Source organism: Pseudomonas plecoglossicida NBRC 103162 = DSM 15088 (assembly GCF_000730665.1).
Taxonomy (GTDB): Bacteria; Pseudomonadota; Gammaproteobacteria; order Pseudomonadales; family Pseudomonadaceae; genus Aquipseudomonas; species Aquipseudomonas plecoglossicida.
This window is the reverse complement of sequence record NZ_BBIV01000007.1, coordinates 46,645-64,772: the sequence shown is the minus strand read 5'-3', so window position 1 is coordinate 64,772 and position 18,128 is coordinate 46,645. Positions and strand designations below refer to the sequence as shown.

Below are 18,128 nucleotides of genomic sequence, written 5' to 3'. Positions count from 1 at the left end.
CCTGTCCTTGCGGCCAAGCGACAACTTGTTACAGCGCAAAACCCAGTTTTACCAAGGCTTTCGGCAATGCGACAAACACTGTCGCAATCGCGCAGTGTAACGGCAGCGGGGGGCTGGGTGAACGGGTGTTCACATAAGAAAGGATGTTGTCTGTACCGGCCCTATCGCCGGCAAGCTGGCTTGCCAGCGATAGGGCCCGACCCAACAGCGGAAGTTTCAGCCCTTCTCCGCAGGCGCCGAGCTCAACTCGAACGGGCTGCTGCTGCGTCGCTGGTTGCGGTCTTCACGCGGCGTGGCACCGAAGAAGTTGCGGTAGGCACTGGAGAAATGCGGCCCAGAGGAGAATCCACAGGACAAGCCGATCTGGATGATCGACTTGCTGGTCTGCATCAGCATCTGCCGCGCCTTGTTCAGGCGCAGCTCAAGGTAATACTGGCTTGGCACGCGATTGAGGTACTGCTTGAAGATGCGCTCGAGCTGGCGCCGCGACACGCACACGTGCTGGGCGATTTCGTCGGTGGTCAGCGGCTCTTCGATATTGGCCTCCATCAACAGCACCGCCTGGGTCAGCTTCGGATGGCTGGAACCCAGGCGATTCTGCAGCGGAATACGCTGGCGCTCGCCACCTTCGCGAATGCGTTCGACCACCAGCTCCTCGGACACCGCACCCGCGAGCTCGGCCCCGTGGTCGCGGGCCAGCACTGCCAGCAGCAGATCGGTCACCGCCATGCCGCCGCAGGCGGTGAGGCGATCACGGTCCCAGTCGAACAGGTGGCTGGTGGCAATGACCTTGGGGAAGCGCTCGGCAAAGTCGTCCTGCCAGCGCCAGTGCACGGCGGCGCGGTAGCCATCGAGCAGGCCGAGCATGGCCAGCGGGTACACGCCGGCAGACAGCCCACCCAGCATGCAGCCACTGCGCGCCACTTGCTTGAGCGCCGTCGACAGCGCCGAACCCACGGCCTGTGGTAAATCGTCGGCCAGCAGGAACAGCTTCTGACACCCCTCCAGACGGCCACTCCAAGGCTCGCCCGGAAGGCGCCAGCTTCCTTCCTGGGCAGGCTCGGCCTGAAGGAAGGCCAGCTCGTAGACCACATCCGGATGCACCCGCTGGGCCACCTGCAAGACCTCTTCCGCCAGCGCCAGGGTCAAGGGCTTGGTGCTTGGCCAGATGAGAAAACCGATTCGCTGGGTGGTCATAGGGTAAGGTCCGGAACCTGAGGTCGTTCGAGTCTGTGGCGCCAAGGCCAGGCTGCGCTCGCTGCGCAGCATGCCCTATTCTGGTGCAAAGATGCAGCCTTTACTTCAGGCTGCCCGAGAGAAACTGCTTGAGCCGCTCGGATTGCGGGTTGGCCAGCACTTCGCGAGGGCAACCGGTTTCTTCTACCAGGCCTTTGTGCAGGAACACCAGCTGATTGGACACTTCACGGGCAAAGCCCATCTCGTGGGTCACCACCACCATGGTGCGGCCTTCCTGGGCCAGGGCCTGCATCACCTTGAGCACATCGCCCACCAGCTCGGGATCGAGCGCCGAGGTCGGCTCGTCGAACAGCATCACCTCCGGCTCCATGGCGAGGGCCCGGGCAATCGCCACGCGCTGCTGCTCACCGCCGGACATGTGCCCCGGGAAGGCGTCCTTGCGATGCGCGACACCGACCTTGGCCAGGTAGTGCTCGGCTTTTTCCAGGGCTTCCTTCTTGCTCACGCCGAGCACGTGCACCGGGGCTTCGATGACGTTCTCCAGCGCGGTCATGTGCGACCACAGGTTGAAATGCTGGAACACCATCGACAGACGCGAACGCATGCGCTGCAGCTGACGCGGGTCGGCCGCCTTGAGCGCGCCGTCCTTGCCGGCGACCATCTTCAGCTCTTCGTTGTTGAGCAGGATCTTGCCCGCGTGCGGCTGCTCGAGCAGGTTGATGCAGCGCAGGAAGGTCGACTTGCCCGAACCGCTGGAGCCGATGATGCTGATCACATCACCCGCCTTGGCCGCCAGGGAAACGCCCTTGAGCACCTCATGGCTGCCGTAGCGCTTGTGCAGGTCTTGGACTTCGAGTTTGTACATGCTGTCGGTTCTCACAGAGCGTTCAGTGCTTGCGCGGCGCCAGGTAGCCAAGCCAACGGCGTTCGGCCATCTTGAACAGGCGCACCAAAATGAAGGTCAGGCACAGGTAGAACACGCCCGCCGTGATGTAGGCCTCGAAAGGCAGGTAATACTGGGCATTGACCGTGCGCGCGGCACCGGTGATGTCGATCAGGGTGACGATCGACGCCAGACTGGTGGTCTGCAGCATCATGATCACTTCGTTGCTGTACTGCGGCAACGCCCGGCGCAAGGCCGAAGGCAGCAGGATGCGGCGGTACATTTTCATGCGCGACATGCCCATCGCCTTGGCCGCCTCGATCTCGCCATGGGGCGTGGCCTTGAGGCTGCCGGCGATGATCTCGGCGGTGTAGGCGCTGGTATTGACGGCGAACGCCAGGCAGGCACAGAAGGTCGCGCTCGACAGCCACGGCCAGAAGATGCTTTCGCGCACCGCCTCGAACTGGGCCAGGCCGTAGTAGATCAGGAACAGCTGCACCAGCATCGGCGTGCCGCGGATGACATAGGTGTAGAGCCAGGCGCTGATGTTCACCAGCGGATGCTTGGACACCCGCATCAGCCCGAGCGGCACGGCCGCCAGCAAGCCGAACAGCAGCGACAGCGCCAGCAGCTTGAGGGTGGTCAGCAGGCCACCGAGGTACAGTGGCATGGCCTCCCAGATGACGTTGTAGTCGAAGATCATAGTTCAGCCACCTTGACGCCCACCGAGTAGCGCCGCTCGAGATACTTCAGGGCCAGCAGCGAGACGCTGGTGATCACCAGGTACAGCGCCGCCACGGCCAGGAAGAAGGTGAAAGGCTCGCGGGTAGCGTCCGCCGCCTGCTTGGCCTTGAACATCATGTCCTGCAGGCCGACCACCGAAATCAGCGCCGTGGCCTTGGTCAACACCAGCCAGTTGTTGGTGAAGCCTGGAATCGCCAGGCGGATCATCTGCGGCACCAGGATGCGGAAGAACACCTGGCGGCTGCTCATGCCATAGGCCACGCCGGCTTCGGCCTGGCCCTTGGGAATACCGAGGAAGGCGCCGCGGAAGGTTTCCGACAGGTAGGCGCCAAAGATGAAGCCCAAGGTACCGATACCCGCAACCAGCGGGTTCAGGTCGATGTAATCGTCATAGCCGACCAGCGGCGCCAAGCGATTGATGATGTCCTGCCCGCCGTAGAAGATCAGCAGGATCAGGACCAAGTCCGGAATACCACGGATCACCGTGGCGTACATATCGCCCAACCAGGCCAGCCAGCGCACGGGCGACAAGCGCAACGCCACGCCAATCAGGCCGAGCACGATGGCCAGGGCCATCGACGACAGGGCGAGCTGCAGCGTCAGCCACGCCCCGTCGAGGATGACTGCCCCGTAGCCTTTCAACATGATGAGGTCCTCGACCTAGATAATGAAAAATGGTGCAAACCTCAGAACTTCTGCTGTTTGCACCATTGCACAGGTGAAACTCGACGTCTTAGTTCGAGTCCGGACCGTAGATATCGAAGTTGAAGTACTTCTTCTCGATTTCCTGGTACTTGCCGTTGGCACGGATGGCGTCGATGGCCGCGTTGATGCGGTCGGCGTTGGCCTTGTCACCCTTGCGCACGGCAATGCCGACACCGTCGCCGAAGTACTTCACGTCGGTGAACGATGGGCCCACGAAGGCGAAGCCCTTGCCGGCGTCGGTCTTCAGGAAGCCATCTTCGAGCAGGGTGGCATCGGCCACGGTGCCGTCCAGGCGGCCTGCAGCGACGTCCAGGTAGATTTCGTTCTGGGTGCCGTAAGGCACGACGGTGGCACCTTTGGGTGCCAGTACTTCCTTGGCGAAACGGTCGTGGATCGAGCCGCGCTGCACACCGATCTTCTTGCCCTTCAGCTCGTCCAGGCTGTCGCTGACGGTGCTGCCTTCCTTCATGACCAGGCGCGCCGGGGTCAGGTAGTAACGCTTGGTGAAGTCGACCGATTTCTTGCGGTCTTCGGTGATCGACATGGACGACAGGATGGCGTCGATCTTGCGCACTTTCAGTGCCGGGATCAGGCCGTCGAACTCCTGCTCGACCCAGGTGCACTTGGCTTTCATTTCTTCACACAGGGCATTGCCGATGTCGTAGTCGAAACCGGCGATGCTGCCGTCGGGCTGCTTGAAGGCGAAGGGTGGGTAGGCGGCTTCGATACCGATCTTCAACGGCTTTGGTTCATCGGCCTGCGACACCAGGGAAAACACGGAAAGCGCCAGGGCGCCAATCAGTGCGAGCTTCTTCATCAGGTAACTCCATCGGTACGGGGCACTACAAGGCAGGGTAACGACTGCCCGATATGCGAATGGGTACAACGCGAGCCGCGCAGGGTTCGACCAAGGTCGCAGACCACGAGCGAGTGAGTGGCATTTTAACGACAGCCCGGTAGTCGATATTTCTTCAAAGCGACAACTACTTACAGAAGCGCCTGAAACCGCAGCGGGCGATGTTGACAGCCATTGCAATCTATGCAAGAGCGCAAGAAATAGAACCCATAGAACTAGCAATTAATGGGCCTATTATTGGCAAACCCTTGTGCTACGGCAAGTGCAGTGTGCTGCACCACACAAAACACCCCAGGGAATGTACCGGAAGAGGACGTGAACTGTTTCCGGGCGCCTCGTTTTCGTGCGAAGCCGGTGACAGAAGAGTTACCGATGATTGTCGGGTAACAGTAAAGCAAAAACCCCGCCGATTGCTCGGGCGGGGTTTTCTTTGCTTGAAGACAATCGCCGGCAAGCCGGCGATTGGGCCGCAAAGCGGCCCCGCACCATCAGGCAGTCGCCAGGCTCATCGCCTTGTGGGTATCGATCAGGTGCTGCACCACACCGGGGTCGGCCAGGGTCGAGATATCACCCAGCGCATCATATTCACCGGTGGCAATCTTGCGCAGGATCCGCCGCATGATCTTGCCCGAGCGCGTTTTCGGCAGGCCGGGCGCCCACTGGATCACATCCGGCGAGGCAATCGGACCGATCTCCTTGCGCACCCAGTTCTTCAGCTCCAGGCGCAGCTGCTCGCTCGGCTCTTCACCCGCATTGAGGGTGACATAGACATAGATGCCCTGCCCCTTGATGTCGTGCGGCACACCCACCACGGCCGCCTCGGCAACCTTGGAGTGGGCGACCATGGCGCTTTCGATCTCGGCGGTACCCATGCGGTGGCCCGAGACGTTCAGCACGTCATCCACGCGACCGGTGATCCAGTAGTAGCCATCCTCGTCGCGGCGAGCACCGTCGCCGGTGAAGTACATGCCTCGGAAGGTCTTGAAGTAGGTATCGACGAAGCGGTCGTGGTCGCCGTACAGCGAACGCGACTGGCCTGGCCAGGAGTCCAGGATCACCAGGTTGCCCTCGGCAGCGCCCTCGATCAGGTTGCCCAGGTTGTCCACCAGCGCCGGCACCACACCGAAGAACGGACGAGTCGCCGAGCCTGGCTTGAGCGCCGTGGCCCCCGGTAGCGGGCTGATCAGCACGCCACCGGTTTCGGTCTGCCACCAGGTGTCGACGATCGGGCAACGCTCCTTGCCCACGGTCTTGTAGTACCAGTTCCAGGCTTCGGGGTTGATCGGCTCGCCCACCGAACCCAGCAAGCGCAGGCTGGAGCCGTCGGCGCCGGCCACTGCGGCCTCGCCCTCGGCCATCATCGCGCGGATGGCGGTAGGCGCGGTGTAGAGGATGTTGACCTTGTGTTTGTCGACGATCTTCGACACGCGAGTGATGTCCGGGTAGTTCGGTACGCCTTCGAACAGCAGCGTGGTCGCGCCGTTGGCCAGTGGGCCGTAGACGATGTAGCTGTGGCCGGTGACCCAGCCGACGTCGGCGGTGCACCAGTACACTTCGCCCGGACGGTAGTCGAACACGCGCTCGTGGGTCAGCGCGGCGTACACCAGGTAACCGCCGGTGGTGTGCAGCACACCCTTGGGCTTGCCGGTGGAGCCCGAGGTATAGAGGATGAACAGCGCTTCCTCGGCGCCCATCTCTTTCGGCGCGCAGTGGCTGGACGCGACCTTCATCAGGTCTTCGTACCAGATGTCACGGTGCTGGTGCCAGGCGATGTCGCCACCGGTGCGCCTGCACACGATGATCTTCTGCACGCTGCTGGTTTCAGGGTTGGTCAGCGCCAGGTCGACGTTGGCCTTGAGCGGGGTACGACGGCCACCGCGCACGCCTTCGTCGGCGGTGATCACCACCTTGGAGCGGCAGTCGATGATGCGCCCGGCCAGTGCTTCAGGGGAGAAACCGCCGAACACCACCGAGTGGATGGCACCGATGCGAGCGCACGCCAGCATGGCGACCACCGCTTCCGGAATCATCGGCATGTAGATGGTCACCACGTCGCCACGGTGCACATCCTGGCCGCGCAGGGCGTTGGCGAATTTGCAGACCTGTTCGTGGAGTTCGCGGTAGGTGATGTTGCGGTGTTCGGAAGGGTCGTCGCCTTCCCAGATGATTGCCAGCTGGTCGCCGCGCTCTTCGAGGTGGCGGTCCAGGCAGTTGGAGGAAACGTTCAGAGTGCCGTCGGCAAACCACTTGATATCGACATGATGATCGTCGAAGGAAGTCTGCTTGACCTTGGTGAACGGCTTGATCCAGTCGAGACGCTGGGCCTGCTCGCGCCAGAAGCCATCCGGGTTGATCACCGATTGCTGGTACATGGCCTTGTAGGTGGCCTCGTCGGTCAGGGTGGTGGCCGCAACCTCGGGACGAACGGGATACAGTGGAGCCGCACTCATCTGTGTTACCTCGGTGTAATTGTTTTTGTATGGAATCGTTTGTAACTGTACCAGAGCGGCAAAAACCATTCGACGATGGTAGTAGCGGAGGCGAAAAAATCTGCGCGCATTGGGCGCAATGGCTCTAGCCCGCGGCCGGCGCCTGGGCGAAGGGAAAATGGGAGGGATCTTGCCAGGGGATTGTTACAGATTCTGTCAAAAGGCAAAAAAACTTTATCAAAACACTATCTGTTTCCCTTAGTTACCGAAGCATAAGATTCACCCCGCCAGCAACGGCAAGGCGATTAACTTCTGGTAACAGCCCCCACGAAGGCAACGTTAATCCCTCTCTAATCCCGATAGTTGAAAACTTGGCAGTATTCGCGGCGCCACAAGCGCCGCGCGCCCCCTCACGACCTTAGACAGGTAAATAGAAAATGAAAGCTTTACTGGTATTGGTACTTGGCGGTCTTTGCAGCGCGGCGATGGCCGGCGAGGCAAACGATGTCGAGCAGATTCCGGTTGAACAGTACAGTTACTCGCAGCACCTGGACATCGCCCGCGTCATCTCCATGAGCGAAGTACCCAATGTCTGCGAAGTCGTGCCTGCCCGTATGACCTACGAGGACTCCCAGGGCCAGAAGCACACTCTTGAATACCGCGTGATGGGGAACGGCTGCTCCAACGGCTAAGCGCTTGCAACCCAGGCACACCACAGGCTTTGAAAGCTGTGGTGGTTCTGTGGGAGCCGGCAAGCCGGCTCCCACAGTAATCGCGCTGAATTACGGATATTGTTTAGTTCACTCAGCCGACTTGCCAAGGGAATAGTCCCGCAACTTGTTGGCAATGGTCGTGTGCGAAACACCCAATCTTTTTCCCAATGCCCGGCTACTTGGGTATTCCCCCATCAAACTTTCCAATACAGCCTTCTCGAATCGTCCGACAATCTGCGAAAGATCCCCATCCAGGGAAAACTCGCCCAACGGTTGGCGCACGCCATAATCCGGCAAGCGAATGTGTTCGCTTTTGACTACCCCTCCCTCACACAGCGATACCGCCTGGAACAATACGTTTTCCAATTGCCGCACATTGCCCGGCCAGTGGTATTGCGCCAGTTTGTCCATTGGCGCCGGCGCCAGGCGCGGCATGGCGCAGCCGATCTGACGGCTGGCCTGGTCGAGAAAGTGCTGCACCAACCCTTCGAGCCCGTCCATGCACTCGCGTAGCGGGGGAATGTGCAGCGACAGCACATTGAGGCGGTGGTACAGGTCCTGGCGAAACTCGCCACGGGCGCACAGTTCGGACAGGTCGACCTGGGTCGCGCAGATCACCCGCACATCGAGGTACACCTCTTCATCGCTACCGACCCGGCGGAAACAGCCATCCTGCAGGAAACGCAGCAGTTTCACCTGCAGGCGCGGGCTCATTTCCCCTACCCCGTCGAGGAACAATGTGCCGCCGGCAGTCAGTTCCAGAAGCCCTAGCTTGCCTTCTGCCCGCGCGCCCTCGAATGCCCCCGGGCCATAGCCGAACAACTCGGTCTCGGCCATCGACTCCGGCAGCCCGGCACAGTTGAGTGCCATCAGCGGTGCCTGTCCGCGCGGGCTGGCCAGGTGGCAGGCACGGGCCAGCAGCTCCTTGCCCGTACCGGTTTCGCCTTCGATCAGCAACGGCGCGTCCAGCGGCGCCATGCGCCGCGCCTCGCGTACCACCGCCGCCATCACTCGCGAACTCTGGAAGATGCTGTCGAAGCCTCGCAGCTCCTGCTTGCGCACATTGTAGATGCGTTCGCCGATGCGGTCGGCACGGTGCAGGGTGAGCACCGCACCGGCCAGGGCTTCGCTGTCGTCGTGCTCGGATTGCAACGGCGCGATGTCAGCCAGGAACACATCGCCCTTGACCTTGATGCGCAGGCCATTGATCCGCGACTTGTTGGCCCGCACCAGCTCCGGCAGGTCGAAATCTTCCACGTAGCGGGCCAACGGCATGCCGGGCACTTCGTCGACGCGCACGCCGAGCAGCTGCGCGGCGGTGCGGTTGGCGGCAACGATGCTGCCCCCCATGTCCACCGACAGTACCGGGAAGTCCAGGGCCCCCAGCAAGGCATTGAGTTCCATGTGCCGCCGCTCACTGGGCATCAGGCCGACACGCTTGACCCCGAACACCCCGGCGATCGACTCGAACTTGGGCCGCAAAGCCTGGAACTGCAGGTTGATGAGGTTCGGGCAGTGCAGGTAGATGGCATTGCCGTGGTCCCCTCCCACCTCGCCGCGCAGCACGTTGATGCCGTACTCCACCAGCAGGTTGAGAATGTCGCGAAGGATGCCGATGCGGTTCTGGCAATGCACTTTGATACGCATGAGTGCTCTCGAAGCGGCGAAGTTTTTCAACCTCGCTCGGAAAAGTCGTAAAGATAAGCTGACAAAAACGAGGTGTTCGCCGGCTTGATGTGCCGGATTTTCCGACATTCCAGACGATTTGTAAAATAATCGTTACGAATTGAGGTCAACAGGCGGCACCGCCACCTGACAACCCCCGTGCAAATCATCTGGCGAGGGGATATTCCTGATGCATGTCTGGACATAACAAGAAATGCCCTCACCAGGAGAGCCACATGAAACAAACGCAATACGTGGCACGCGAGCCCGATGCGAATGGTTTTATCGACTACCCGCAGCAAGAGCATGCGGTGTGGAACACCCTGATCACCCGTCAGTTGAAAGTGATCGAAGGCCGTGCGTGCCAGGAATACCTGGACGGCATCGAGCAGCTCAAGCTGCCCCATGACCGCATTCCGCAACTGGGCGAGATCAACAAGGTGCTGGGCGCCACCACCGGCTGGCAGGTTGCCCGGGTGCCGGCGCTGATCCCCTTCCAGACCTTCTTCGAGCTGCTGGCCAGCAAACGCTTCCCGGTCGCCACGTTCATCCGCACCCCCGAAGAACTGGACTACCTGCAGGAACCGGACATCTTCCACGAGATCTTCGGCCACTGCCCGTTGCTGACCAACCCCTGGTTCGCCGAATTTACCCACACCTACGGCAAGCTGGGCCTGGCCGCGACCAAGGAACAGCGCGTGTACCTGGCACGGCTGTACTGGATGACCATCGAGTTCGGCCTGATGGAGACCCCGCAAGGTCGCAAGATCTACGGCGGCGGCATCCTCTCCTCGCCCAAGGAGACCGTCTACAGTCTTTCTGGCGAGCCGGAGCACCAGGCTTTCGACCCGATCGAAGCCATGCGCACACCGTACCGCATCGACATCCTGCAGCCGCTGTACTTCGTGCTGCCAAACCTCAAGCGCCTGTTCGACCTGGCCCACGAAGACATCATGGGCATGGTCCAGCAAGCCATGCAGCTGGGGTTGCACACGCCGAAGTTCCCACCCCGGCAGGCTGCCTGAGCCCTCCCGATAACAACTCGAACCGGATAAGTAACCATGAATGCCTTGAACCAAGCCCATTGCGAAGCCTGCCGCGCCGATGCGCCGAAAGTCACCGACGACGAACTGGCCGAGCTGATCCGCGAGATCCCGGACTGGAACATCGAAGTACGCGACGGCCACATGGAGCTGGAGCGCGTGTTCCTGTTCAAGAACTTCAAGCACGCCCTGGCGTTCACCAATGCCGTGGGCGAGATCGCTGAAGCCGAAGGCCACCACCCGGGCCTGCTGACCGAATGGGGCAAGGTCACCGTGACCTGGTGGAGCCACTCGATCAAGGGCCTGCACCGCAACGATTTCATCATGTGCGCCCGCACCGACAAGCTTGCCGAGACAGCTGAAGGCCGCAAGTAAACGGCTGGCAAGTCGAAAAGGGGCCGCATGTCGGCCCCTTTTTCATTGGGAAAATGTCCGGTATCCGCACGCAAAACCGACAAGCGAGGGGGAATTAGTTACAAATTGTCATCCAGACTTGTGTATCCTGCCCCAGCTTTCCGAAGCTCGAACCGCGCCTGGCGCAGACTTTTCACTCACACTTGCGAGGAACGACGAGATGCATGAAATCCCGAATCTTCCCTTCCCAAGCCTGAACCCCGAAGAGCCAACCGTTGCCGCCCACTCCGAACCGACGCCTGCCGTCGAGGATGGCGACGATCAATCCAGCGCTGATCAGGAATAACCGCGCACGCTCATCGACTGTGTGAAAACGGCTGACCTGCGGGTCACCTCCGTCATCTGAGTTTTCACACCGTCCAGCCTCCCTGGCTTGCCCGAGACAAGCATTTTTCATTCAACTCATTTTCCTGGATCGCTATCATGGCAAGGCTTGTCCCTGCCTCGTCATCCACTGGATTCGCCATGTCCGCGCCCGCGCCGTCCCAACTTGCAATTACCGCGCAAGTGGTTTCCATCGTCCTGTTCACCTTCATCGGCTACCTGAACATCGGCATCCCCCTGGCCGTGCTGCCCGGCTACGTGCACAACGACCTGGGCTTCAGCGCCGTGGTCGCGGGCCTGGTGATCAGCGTGCAGTACCTGGCCACCCTGCTCAGCCGCCCCACCGCCAGCCGCATCATCGACAACCTGGGCAGCAAGAAGGCGGTCATGTACGGGCTGTTCGGCTGCGGCCTGAGTGGCGTGTTCATGCTGGCCTGCGCCTTCCTTACCCACTTGCCGTGGGTCAGCCTGGCCTGCCTGCTGGTCGGTCGGCTGGTGTTGGGGAGTGCCGAGAGCCTGGTGGGTTCTGGCTCGATTGGCTGGGGCATCGGCCGGGTCGGCACCGATAACACCGCCAAGGTCATTTCCTGGAACGGCATCGCCAGCTATGGCGCCCTGGCCGTCGGCGCGCCACTGGGTGTGCTGATGGTCAAGGGCCTGGGCCTGTGGAGCATGGGCGCGAGCATCATCGTGCTGGGCGCCGTCGGCCTGCTGCTGGCCTGGCCGAAACGCGCCGCCCCCATCGTCAGCGGCGTGCGCCTGCCGTTCCTGCGGGTGCTGGGCAAGGTGTTCCCGCATGGCTCGGGACTGGCCCTGGGCTCGATCGGCTTCGGCACCATCGCCACGTTCATTACCCTCTACTACGCCAGCCAAGGCTGGACGAACGCGGCACTGACACTGAGCCTGTTCGGCGCCAGCTTCATCAGTGCACGGCTGCTGTTCGGCAACCTGATCAACCGGATAGGCGGGTTTCGCGTGGCCATCGCCTGCCTGTCGGTGGAGACGCTGGGCCTGCTGATGCTGTGGCTCGCGCCCAGTGCGCAGATGGCACTGGCCGGCGCGGCGCTGAGCGGGTTCGGTTTCTCGCTGGTGTTCCCGGCGCTGGGAGTGGAAGCGGTGAACCAGGTTTCGGCGGCCAACCGCGGGGCGGCGGTGGGGGCGTATTCGCTGTTCATCGACTTGTCGCTGGGGATAACCGGGCCGCTGGTGGGGGCTGTGGCTTCGGGGTTCGGGTTTGCTTCGATGTTTCTGTTTGCGGCAGCGGCGGCGTGTTGCGGGCTGGTGTTGAGTCTGTATCTGTATCGGCAGGCGCGAACGGGGCGCGGCAAGGTGCACGAGGCGTAAGGCTTGCAGTGGCTGTACCGGCCCTATCGCCGGCAAGCCGGCGATAGGGCCCTGAAGGTCAGCGCTGGGCGTATTGCAACACCACCTCCAGCGGATGACGCATCTGCCGCTCGGTCATGCGCTTGACCTGGCTGCGGCACGAGTAACCGGTCGCCAGCGGCTCACCGTCCTTGTCCAGCCTGGTCGCCCACGACTGCTCGAAAATGGTCCGCGAAGTGTCCTGGTTGCGCGCCTCGTGGCCGTAGGTACCGGACATGCCGCAGCACCCCGTAGCCTCGGTCACCAGCTTCAGACCCAGGCGGGCAAATACCTGCTCCCATTGCCTGGTACTGGCCGGCACGTTGGTCTTCTCGGTGCAGTGCGCCATCAGGCGGAAGTTGCCCGGTGCAGTCGGCGCCTGTTCCGGCAAGACATTCATCAGCCATTCCTGGGGCAGCAGCACGTTCGGGCTGCCCGCAAGCCCTGGCACCTTCTGGTATTCCTGGCGGTAGACCAACGTCATCGCAGGGTCCAGGCCCACCAACGGTACGCCGCAGTCGGCCAGGGCCTTGAGCTGGGTGGCATTGCGAATGGCCGCCTTGGCGAAGGCGCCGAGGAAACCTTGCACATGCAGCGGCTTGCCGTTGGCACTGTAGGGCGCAAGGAACACCTTGTGGCCCAAGCGGTGCGCCAGCTCGATGAACGCGGCCAGCAGCGGCGTCTCGAAGTAACGGGTGAAGGCATCCTGCACCAGCACGATGCTGCGCTCGCGCTGGGCAGGCGTCAGTTCGCGCAGCGCAGGCACGCTGGCCACGCCGACCCGGCAGCGGGTCAGGGTGGACTGGAAGTTGAAGCGGCTGATCAGCGGGCTGTCGACCATCCCTACCTGGTCCGCCAGCAACTTGCTCACCCACTTCGAGCCCATCACCGCGTTGTACAGCCCCGGCGCATGGGCCAGGTAAGGGATGGTGAACTCGAGCGACCCTATCAGATAGTCGCGCAGCGGACGCTGGTAGCGGCCGTGGTACAGCTCGAGGAAGCGCGAGCGGAAGTCCGGCACATTGACCTTGATCGGGCACTGCCCCGCGCAGGACTTGCACGCCAGGCAGCCGGCCATGGCGTCGTACACTTCATGGGAGAAGTCCTCCTGCCCCTGGCTACGTGCACGGTTGTTGCGCAGGCGCGCCGGCAGGCCCTTGAGCCACGACACCTTGTTGCGCGCCGCCGCCAGTACGTCGATGTTCGCTTCGCCCTGCAGGCGCAGCCACTCGCGCATCAGCGAGGCGCGGCCCTTGGGCGAATGCTGGCGTTCGCGCGTGGCCTTCCACGACGGGCACATGGCGTCGTTGGGGTCGTAGTTGTAGCAAGCACCGTTGCCGTTGCAGTGCACGGCGCTGGGGAAGTCCTGCCACACGCGCTCGTCGATGGTACGGTCGAGGTCGCCGCGCAGGGTCACGCCATCGACCGGGGTCAGGCCCTCGGCACTGTCCGGCGGAGTACAGATCTTGCCCGGGTTGAGCTGGTTGTGCGGGTCGAAGGCGCCCTTCAGGCGCTGCAGCGCCGGGTACAGTGCCCCGAAATACTCCGGCACGTATTCCGAGCGCAGGCCTTTACCGTGCTCGCCCCACAGCAGGCCGCCGTAGCTTTTGGTCAGCGCCGCCACGGCGTCGGAGATCGGCTTGACCAGCGCGGCCTGGGCCGGGTCTTTCATGTCCAGCGCTGGGCGCACGTGCAGCACGCCGGCATCGACGTGACCGAACATGCCATAGGCCAGGCCGTAGCCGTCGAGCAGCGCACGGAAGTCGGCGATGTAGTCGGCCAATTGCTCCGGCGGCACGGCGGTATCTTCCACGAACGGCTGCGGGCGCACCTCGCCCTCGACGTTGCCGAGCAGGCCCACCGAGCGCTTGCGCATGGTGTAGACGCGGGTCACCGCCTCGGCGCCCTCGGCCAGGGTGTGGCCCAGGCGCTCGACGCTGGTGTCGTTCTGCAGGTGGTCGATGAACGCCAGGACCCGGGCATTGACCTCGCCCGGCTCGTCACCACAGAACTCCACCAGGTTGATACCCAGGGTCGGGCGCTCGGGGTCGGCCGGGAAGTATTCGGCCACGCTGTGCCAGACGATGTCCTTCATCGCCAGCATCAGCACCTTGGAATCCACCGTCTCGATCGACAGCGGCTTGTGCGCCATCAACGCATTGGCATCGCGCAGGGCGTCCATGAAGCTGCCATAGCGCACGTTCACCAGCACCGCATACTTCGGGATGGGCAGCACATTGAGCTTGGCTTCCACCACATAGCCCAACGACCCTTCGGCACCACACAGCACGCTGTTGAGATTGAACCGGCCCTGCTCGTCGCGCAGGTGGGCCAGGTCGTAACCGGTCAGGCAACGGTTGAGCTTGGGGAAGGTGGTCTCGATCAGCTCGGCCTGGGTTTCCTGGATGTCCCGCGCCATGCGGTACACCTCACCGACCCGGCCGTCGGCAGCACAGGCCCGCTCCAGTGCGGCATCGTCGATCGGCAGGCTGTGCAGGCGTTCGCCACCGAGCAGCACGCTGTGCAGTTCGAGGACGTGGTCGCGGGTCTTGCCATAGGTGCAACTGCCCTGGCCGCTGGCGTCGGTGTTGATCATGCCGCCGACGGTGGCGCGGTTGGAGGTGGACAGTTCAGGGGCAAAGAACAGCCCGTGCGGCTTGAGCGCGGCATTGAGCTGGTCCTTGACCGTACCGGCCTCGACCCGCACCCAGCGTTCCTCGACGTTGATCTCGAGGATCTTGTTCATGTGCCGCGACAGGTCGACCACGATGCCATCGGTCAGCGACTGGCCGTTGGTACCTGTGCCACCGCCGCGCGGGGTCAGCTTGACCTGCTGGAACCGCGACTCACCCATCAGTCTGGCGACCCGCGCCACGTCATCGGCGTCCAGCGGGAACACCGCGGCCTGGGGCAGGCGCTGATAGATCGAGTTGTCGGTGGCCAACACCGTGCGGGTGCCGTAGTCGGCGCTGATCTGGCCACGGAAGCCACTGTTGCGCAGGGCTTCGAGGAATTCGGGATATGCGGCGCTCGGCGCAAGGGTCGACAGCTGGGCGATCATCGAAGGATGGCCTCTTGATATGGGCTAATTCACGGAAATCCTGTCATCCCGGCATAGGTCAATGCAGGCAGGGATGACGTGCAAGCCAATGTTCCTGTAGTTTGGCCTCAGGGGCAAACGGATAATCCTGCCGCTATCGATGACTTTTGTGAATGAATTACCGCCACCTGACGCCCTCCATGTCGCTACTGCTGGCTTTCGAGGCTGCTGCTCGGCATGAAAGCTATACCCGCGCCGCCGCCGAGCGGTCCCTGACCCAGAGCGCGGTGAGTCGCCAGGTTCAGGCGCTGGAACAGCAACTGGGCCTGACCCTGTTCCGCCGTGAAGGCCGCCAGGTGCAACTGACCGATGTCGGCCGGCTGTACCAGCGTGAACTCAGCGAGGCACTGGGGCGCATTCGCAGTGCCACCTTGCAGGCCTTGGCCTATCAATCCGGGGTCGGCACCCTGCGCCTTGCCACCTTGCCCACGTTCGGTTCCAAGTGGCTGCTGCCGCGCCTGCACGCGTTCTACAGTGCCCACCCGGGGATGCTGGTGCATATTCATTCACGGATCGAAGCGATCAACTTCGATACCAGCGAGATCGATGCCGCCATCGGCGTGGCCAGCCATGACCTGCCCGGGCTGATCTGCCATCGCCTGCATGCCGAGGAACTGGTGGTGATCCTGCCGCCGCAGGCCGGCGTTGAAACCCCGAATTGGCCGCCCTCGCGGATCAGCGAGGAAGTGCTACTGAACGTTGCCAACAACCCCCACGCCTGGGGCGAATGGTTCTCGCACCATGGCTTGCCGCACCGGGCGATGCGCCTGGGGCCTAGCTTCGAACTGACCTCGCACCTGATCCAGGCCGTGCGCGCCGGGATTGGTATCGGGCTGGTGCCGCGGATCCTGGTGGAAGAGGAGCTGGCCAAGGGCGAGCTGTTCAGCCCGGGGGCGGCGTTTGCCAGCCAGCGCAGCTACTACCTGATCTATCCGCCGAGGAACGAGGCGCTGCCTTCGTTGCGGGCGTTTCGCAGCTGGTTGCTCGAACAGATCTGAACGTTTTCCTGCCTGTACCGGCCCTATCGCCGGCAAGCCGGCTCCTACAGAGTCCGCGCTGTACCTGTGGGAGCTGGCTTGCCAGCGATAGGGCCGGTACAGCCAACAAAAAACCCGATGCCAGTCACCTGGCATCGGGTTTTCAGTTACCCAACGCAGCCCTTACTTGGCCACAGTACCGGCAGCCCCATTGGCCTGCGGCCGTTGCTTGCCCTTGAGCAGGTAAGCCACGTACATCACCAGCAGCCACACCGGAATCGCATACACCGACACCTGGATGCCCGGGATCAGCAGCATGATGCCCAGAATCAACACCACGAAGGCCAGGCAGATGTAGTTGCCATATGGATACCACAGTGCCTTGAACAGCGGCTTCTGACCGGTGCGATCGAGGTGCTGGCGGAACTTGAGGTGCGAATAGCTGATCATCGCCCAGTTGATCACCAGGGTCGCCACCACCAACGACATCAGCAACTCCAGCGCATTCTGCGGGATGAAGTAGTTGAGCAGCACGGCGATCAGGGTCACGGCCGCCGATACCAGGATCGAACGCACCGGCACACCACGCTTGTCGACCTTGGCCAGGGCCGCCGGAGCGTCACCCTGTTCGGCCATGCCCAGCAGCATGCGTGCGTTGCAGTAGGTGCCGCTGTTGTACACCGACAGCGCTGCAGTCAGGACCACGAAGTTCAGCAGATGCGCCGCCACATCGCTGCCCAGCAGCGAGAACACCTGGACGAACGGGCTGCTGCCGTAGCTGCCGCCGGACGCGTCGATGCTGGCGACCAGGTTGTCCCATGGGGTCAGCGACAGCAGCACCACCAGCGCACCGATGTAGAAGATCAGGATGCGATAGATGACCTGGTTGATCGCCTTGGGGATCACGGTTTTCGGCTTGTCGGCTTCAGCTGCGGTGAACCCGAGCATTTCCAGGCCGCCGAAGGAGAACATGATGAACGCCAAGGCCATGACCAGACCACTGACGCCATGCGGGAAGAAGCCGCCATGGGCCCACAGGTTGGTCACCGAGGCATCAGGGCCGCCGCTGCCACTGGTCAGCAGGTAGGCACCCAGGCCGATCATGCCGACGATGGCTGCCACCTTGATGATGGCGAACCAGAACTCGGCTTCGCCGAAGACCTTCACGTTCATCAGGTTGATGGCGTTGATCAGCAGGAAGAAACCGGCCGCCGTCACCCAGGTCGGGATCTCAGGCCACCAGTAGTGGATGTACTTGCCAACCGCCGTGAGCTCCGACATGCCCACCAGGATATACAGCACCCAGCAGTTCCAACCCGACAGGAAGCCGGCGAAACCACCCCAGTACTTGTGGGCAAAATGGCTGAACGAACCGGCTACCGGCTCTTCGACGATCATTTCACCCAACTGGCGCATGATCATGAAGGCGATGAAGCCGCAGATGGCGTAGCCGAGGATCATCGACGGGCCGGCGGATTTCATCACGCCTGCCGAGCCAAGGAACAGGCCGGTGCCAATTGCGCCGCCCAAAGCGATCAATTGGATGTGGCGGTTCTTCAGGCCCCGCTTGAGCTCGCCTGAATGCATGTTTTGTCCACTCATGAACGAAGTCACCTGCATTGTTTTTATCTGTGACGGAATCGGACCCACCGCGCTCGTGGCGCAGCGGAATGGGCAAGGTGGTTACCTTGGGTTTCTTGCCGACGGGTGCCGTCA

At 62.4% G+C, this 18,128-nt stretch carries 15 protein-coding genes; 6 read left to right on the top strand and 9 right to left on the bottom strand.

The window, feature by feature from the left end:
- Positions 1-216 precede the first annotated feature (216 nt).
- The 6 genes from argR to acs all read right to left on the bottom strand — a co-directional run bounded on the left by argR (position 217) and on the right by acs (position 6,835).
- A complete protein-coding gene (gene argR / locus PPL01S_RS05550; RefSeq protein WP_016393888.1) occupies positions 217-1,197 on the bottom strand; it encodes a transcriptional regulator ArgR in 981 nt (326 codons plus the stop codon).
- 100 nt (positions 1,198-1,297) lie between these two features.
- Positions 1,298-2,062, bottom strand: a complete 765-nt coding sequence (aotP, locus tag PPL01S_RS05545; protein WP_016393889.1) for an arginine/ornithine transport ATP-binding protein AotP — start codon at positions 2,060-2,062, stop codon at positions 1,298-1,300.
- Positions 2,063-2,084: 22 nt separating this feature from the next.
- Positions 2,085-2,783 carry an ABC transporter permease gene (locus PPL01S_RS05540; protein ID WP_016393890.1) on the bottom strand — a complete coding sequence of 233 codons (699 nt, stop codon included), beginning with the start codon at positions 2,781-2,783 and terminating at the stop codon, positions 2,085-2,087.
- The gene (locus PPL01S_RS05535) at positions 2,780-3,469 is read right to left on the bottom strand and encodes an ABC transporter permease (protein ID WP_016393891.1); all 690 of its coding nucleotides are present in this window, start codon (positions 3,467-3,469) and stop codon (positions 2,780-2,782) included. The genes PPL01S_RS05540 and PPL01S_RS05535 overlap by 4 nt, the downstream gene beginning before the upstream one ends.
- Positions 3,470-3,557: 88 nt before the next feature.
- Positions 3,558-4,346, bottom strand: a complete 789-nt coding sequence (locus PPL01S_RS05530; protein WP_016393892.1) for an ABC transporter substrate-binding protein — start codon at positions 4,344-4,346, stop codon at positions 3,558-3,560.
- A gap of 527 nt (positions 4,347-4,873) precedes the next feature.
- On the bottom strand, positions 4,874-6,835 hold the full coding sequence (gene acs / locus PPL01S_RS05525; RefSeq protein WP_028625152.1) for an acetate--CoA ligase: 1,962 nt from the start codon (positions 6,833-6,835) through the stop codon (positions 4,874-4,876).
- Positions 6,836-7,251: 416 nt separating this feature from the next.
- On the opposite strand from acs, the gene PPL01S_RS05520 reads away from it, so the two are divergent.
- Entirely contained in the window at positions 7,252-7,506 is a 255-nt protein-coding gene (locus PPL01S_RS05520) for a DUF2790 domain-containing protein (RefSeq protein ID WP_016393894.1), read from the top strand.
- A 108-nt stretch (positions 7,507-7,614) separates the two neighbouring features.
- Here the strand turns inward: PPL01S_RS05520 and PPL01S_RS05515 are convergent, their stop codons facing one another.
- Positions 7,615-9,174, bottom strand: coding sequence for a sigma-54-dependent phenylalanine hydroxylase transcriptional regulator PhhR (locus PPL01S_RS05515; RefSeq protein WP_028625153.1), 1,560 nt, complete (start codon positions 9,172-9,174; stop codon positions 7,615-7,617).
- Between the two features lie 254 nt (positions 9,175-9,428).
- Here PPL01S_RS05515 and phhA point away from each other — a divergent pair, with 254 nt between their 5' ends.
- The 4 genes from phhA to PPL01S_RS05495 all read left to right on the top strand — a co-directional run bounded on the left by phhA (position 9,429) and on the right by PPL01S_RS05495 (position 12,317).
- Positions 9,429-10,217, top strand: coding sequence for a phenylalanine 4-monooxygenase (phhA, locus tag PPL01S_RS05510; RefSeq protein ID WP_016391574.1), 789 nt, complete (start codon positions 9,429-9,431; stop codon positions 10,215-10,217).
- A 36-nt stretch (positions 10,218-10,253) separates the two neighbouring features.
- Positions 10,254-10,610 carry a 4a-hydroxytetrahydrobiopterin dehydratase gene (locus PPL01S_RS05505; RefSeq protein WP_016391573.1) on the top strand — a complete coding sequence of 119 codons (357 nt, stop codon included), beginning with the start codon at positions 10,254-10,256 and terminating at the stop codon, positions 10,608-10,610.
- A 199-nt stretch (positions 10,611-10,809) separates the two neighbouring features.
- Positions 10,810-10,935: a hypothetical protein gene (locus PPL01S_RS25600; protein WP_255212384.1), complete on the top strand. Its 126-nt coding sequence runs from the start codon at positions 10,810-10,812 to the stop codon at positions 10,933-10,935.
- 179 nt (positions 10,936-11,114) lie between these two features.
- Entirely contained in the window at positions 11,115-12,317 is a 1,203-nt protein-coding gene (locus tag PPL01S_RS05495) for an MFS transporter (protein WP_028625155.1), read from the top strand.
- Positions 12,318-12,375: 58 nt separating this feature from the next.
- Here the strand turns inward: PPL01S_RS05495 and ydiJ are convergent, their stop codons facing one another.
- Positions 12,376-15,396, bottom strand: coding sequence for a D-2-hydroxyglutarate dehydrogenase YdiJ (gene ydiJ / locus PPL01S_RS05490; RefSeq protein WP_028625156.1), 3,021 nt, complete (start codon positions 15,394-15,396; stop codon positions 12,376-12,378).
- Between the two features lie 152 nt (positions 15,397-15,548).
- Between ydiJ and PPL01S_RS05485 the strand changes: the two genes are divergently transcribed.
- A complete protein-coding gene (locus PPL01S_RS05485; protein ID WP_028625157.1) occupies positions 15,549-16,433 on the top strand; it encodes a LysR substrate-binding domain-containing protein in 885 nt (294 codons plus the stop codon).
- Positions 16,434-16,595: 162 nt separating this feature from the next.
- On the opposite strand, the gene PPL01S_RS05480 is transcribed toward PPL01S_RS05485, so the two are convergent.
- Positions 16,596-18,014: an amino acid permease gene (locus tag PPL01S_RS05480; RefSeq protein WP_162176844.1), complete on the bottom strand. Its 1,419-nt coding sequence runs from the start codon at positions 18,012-18,014 to the stop codon at positions 16,596-16,598.
- Positions 18,015-18,128: the final 114 nt, after the last annotated feature.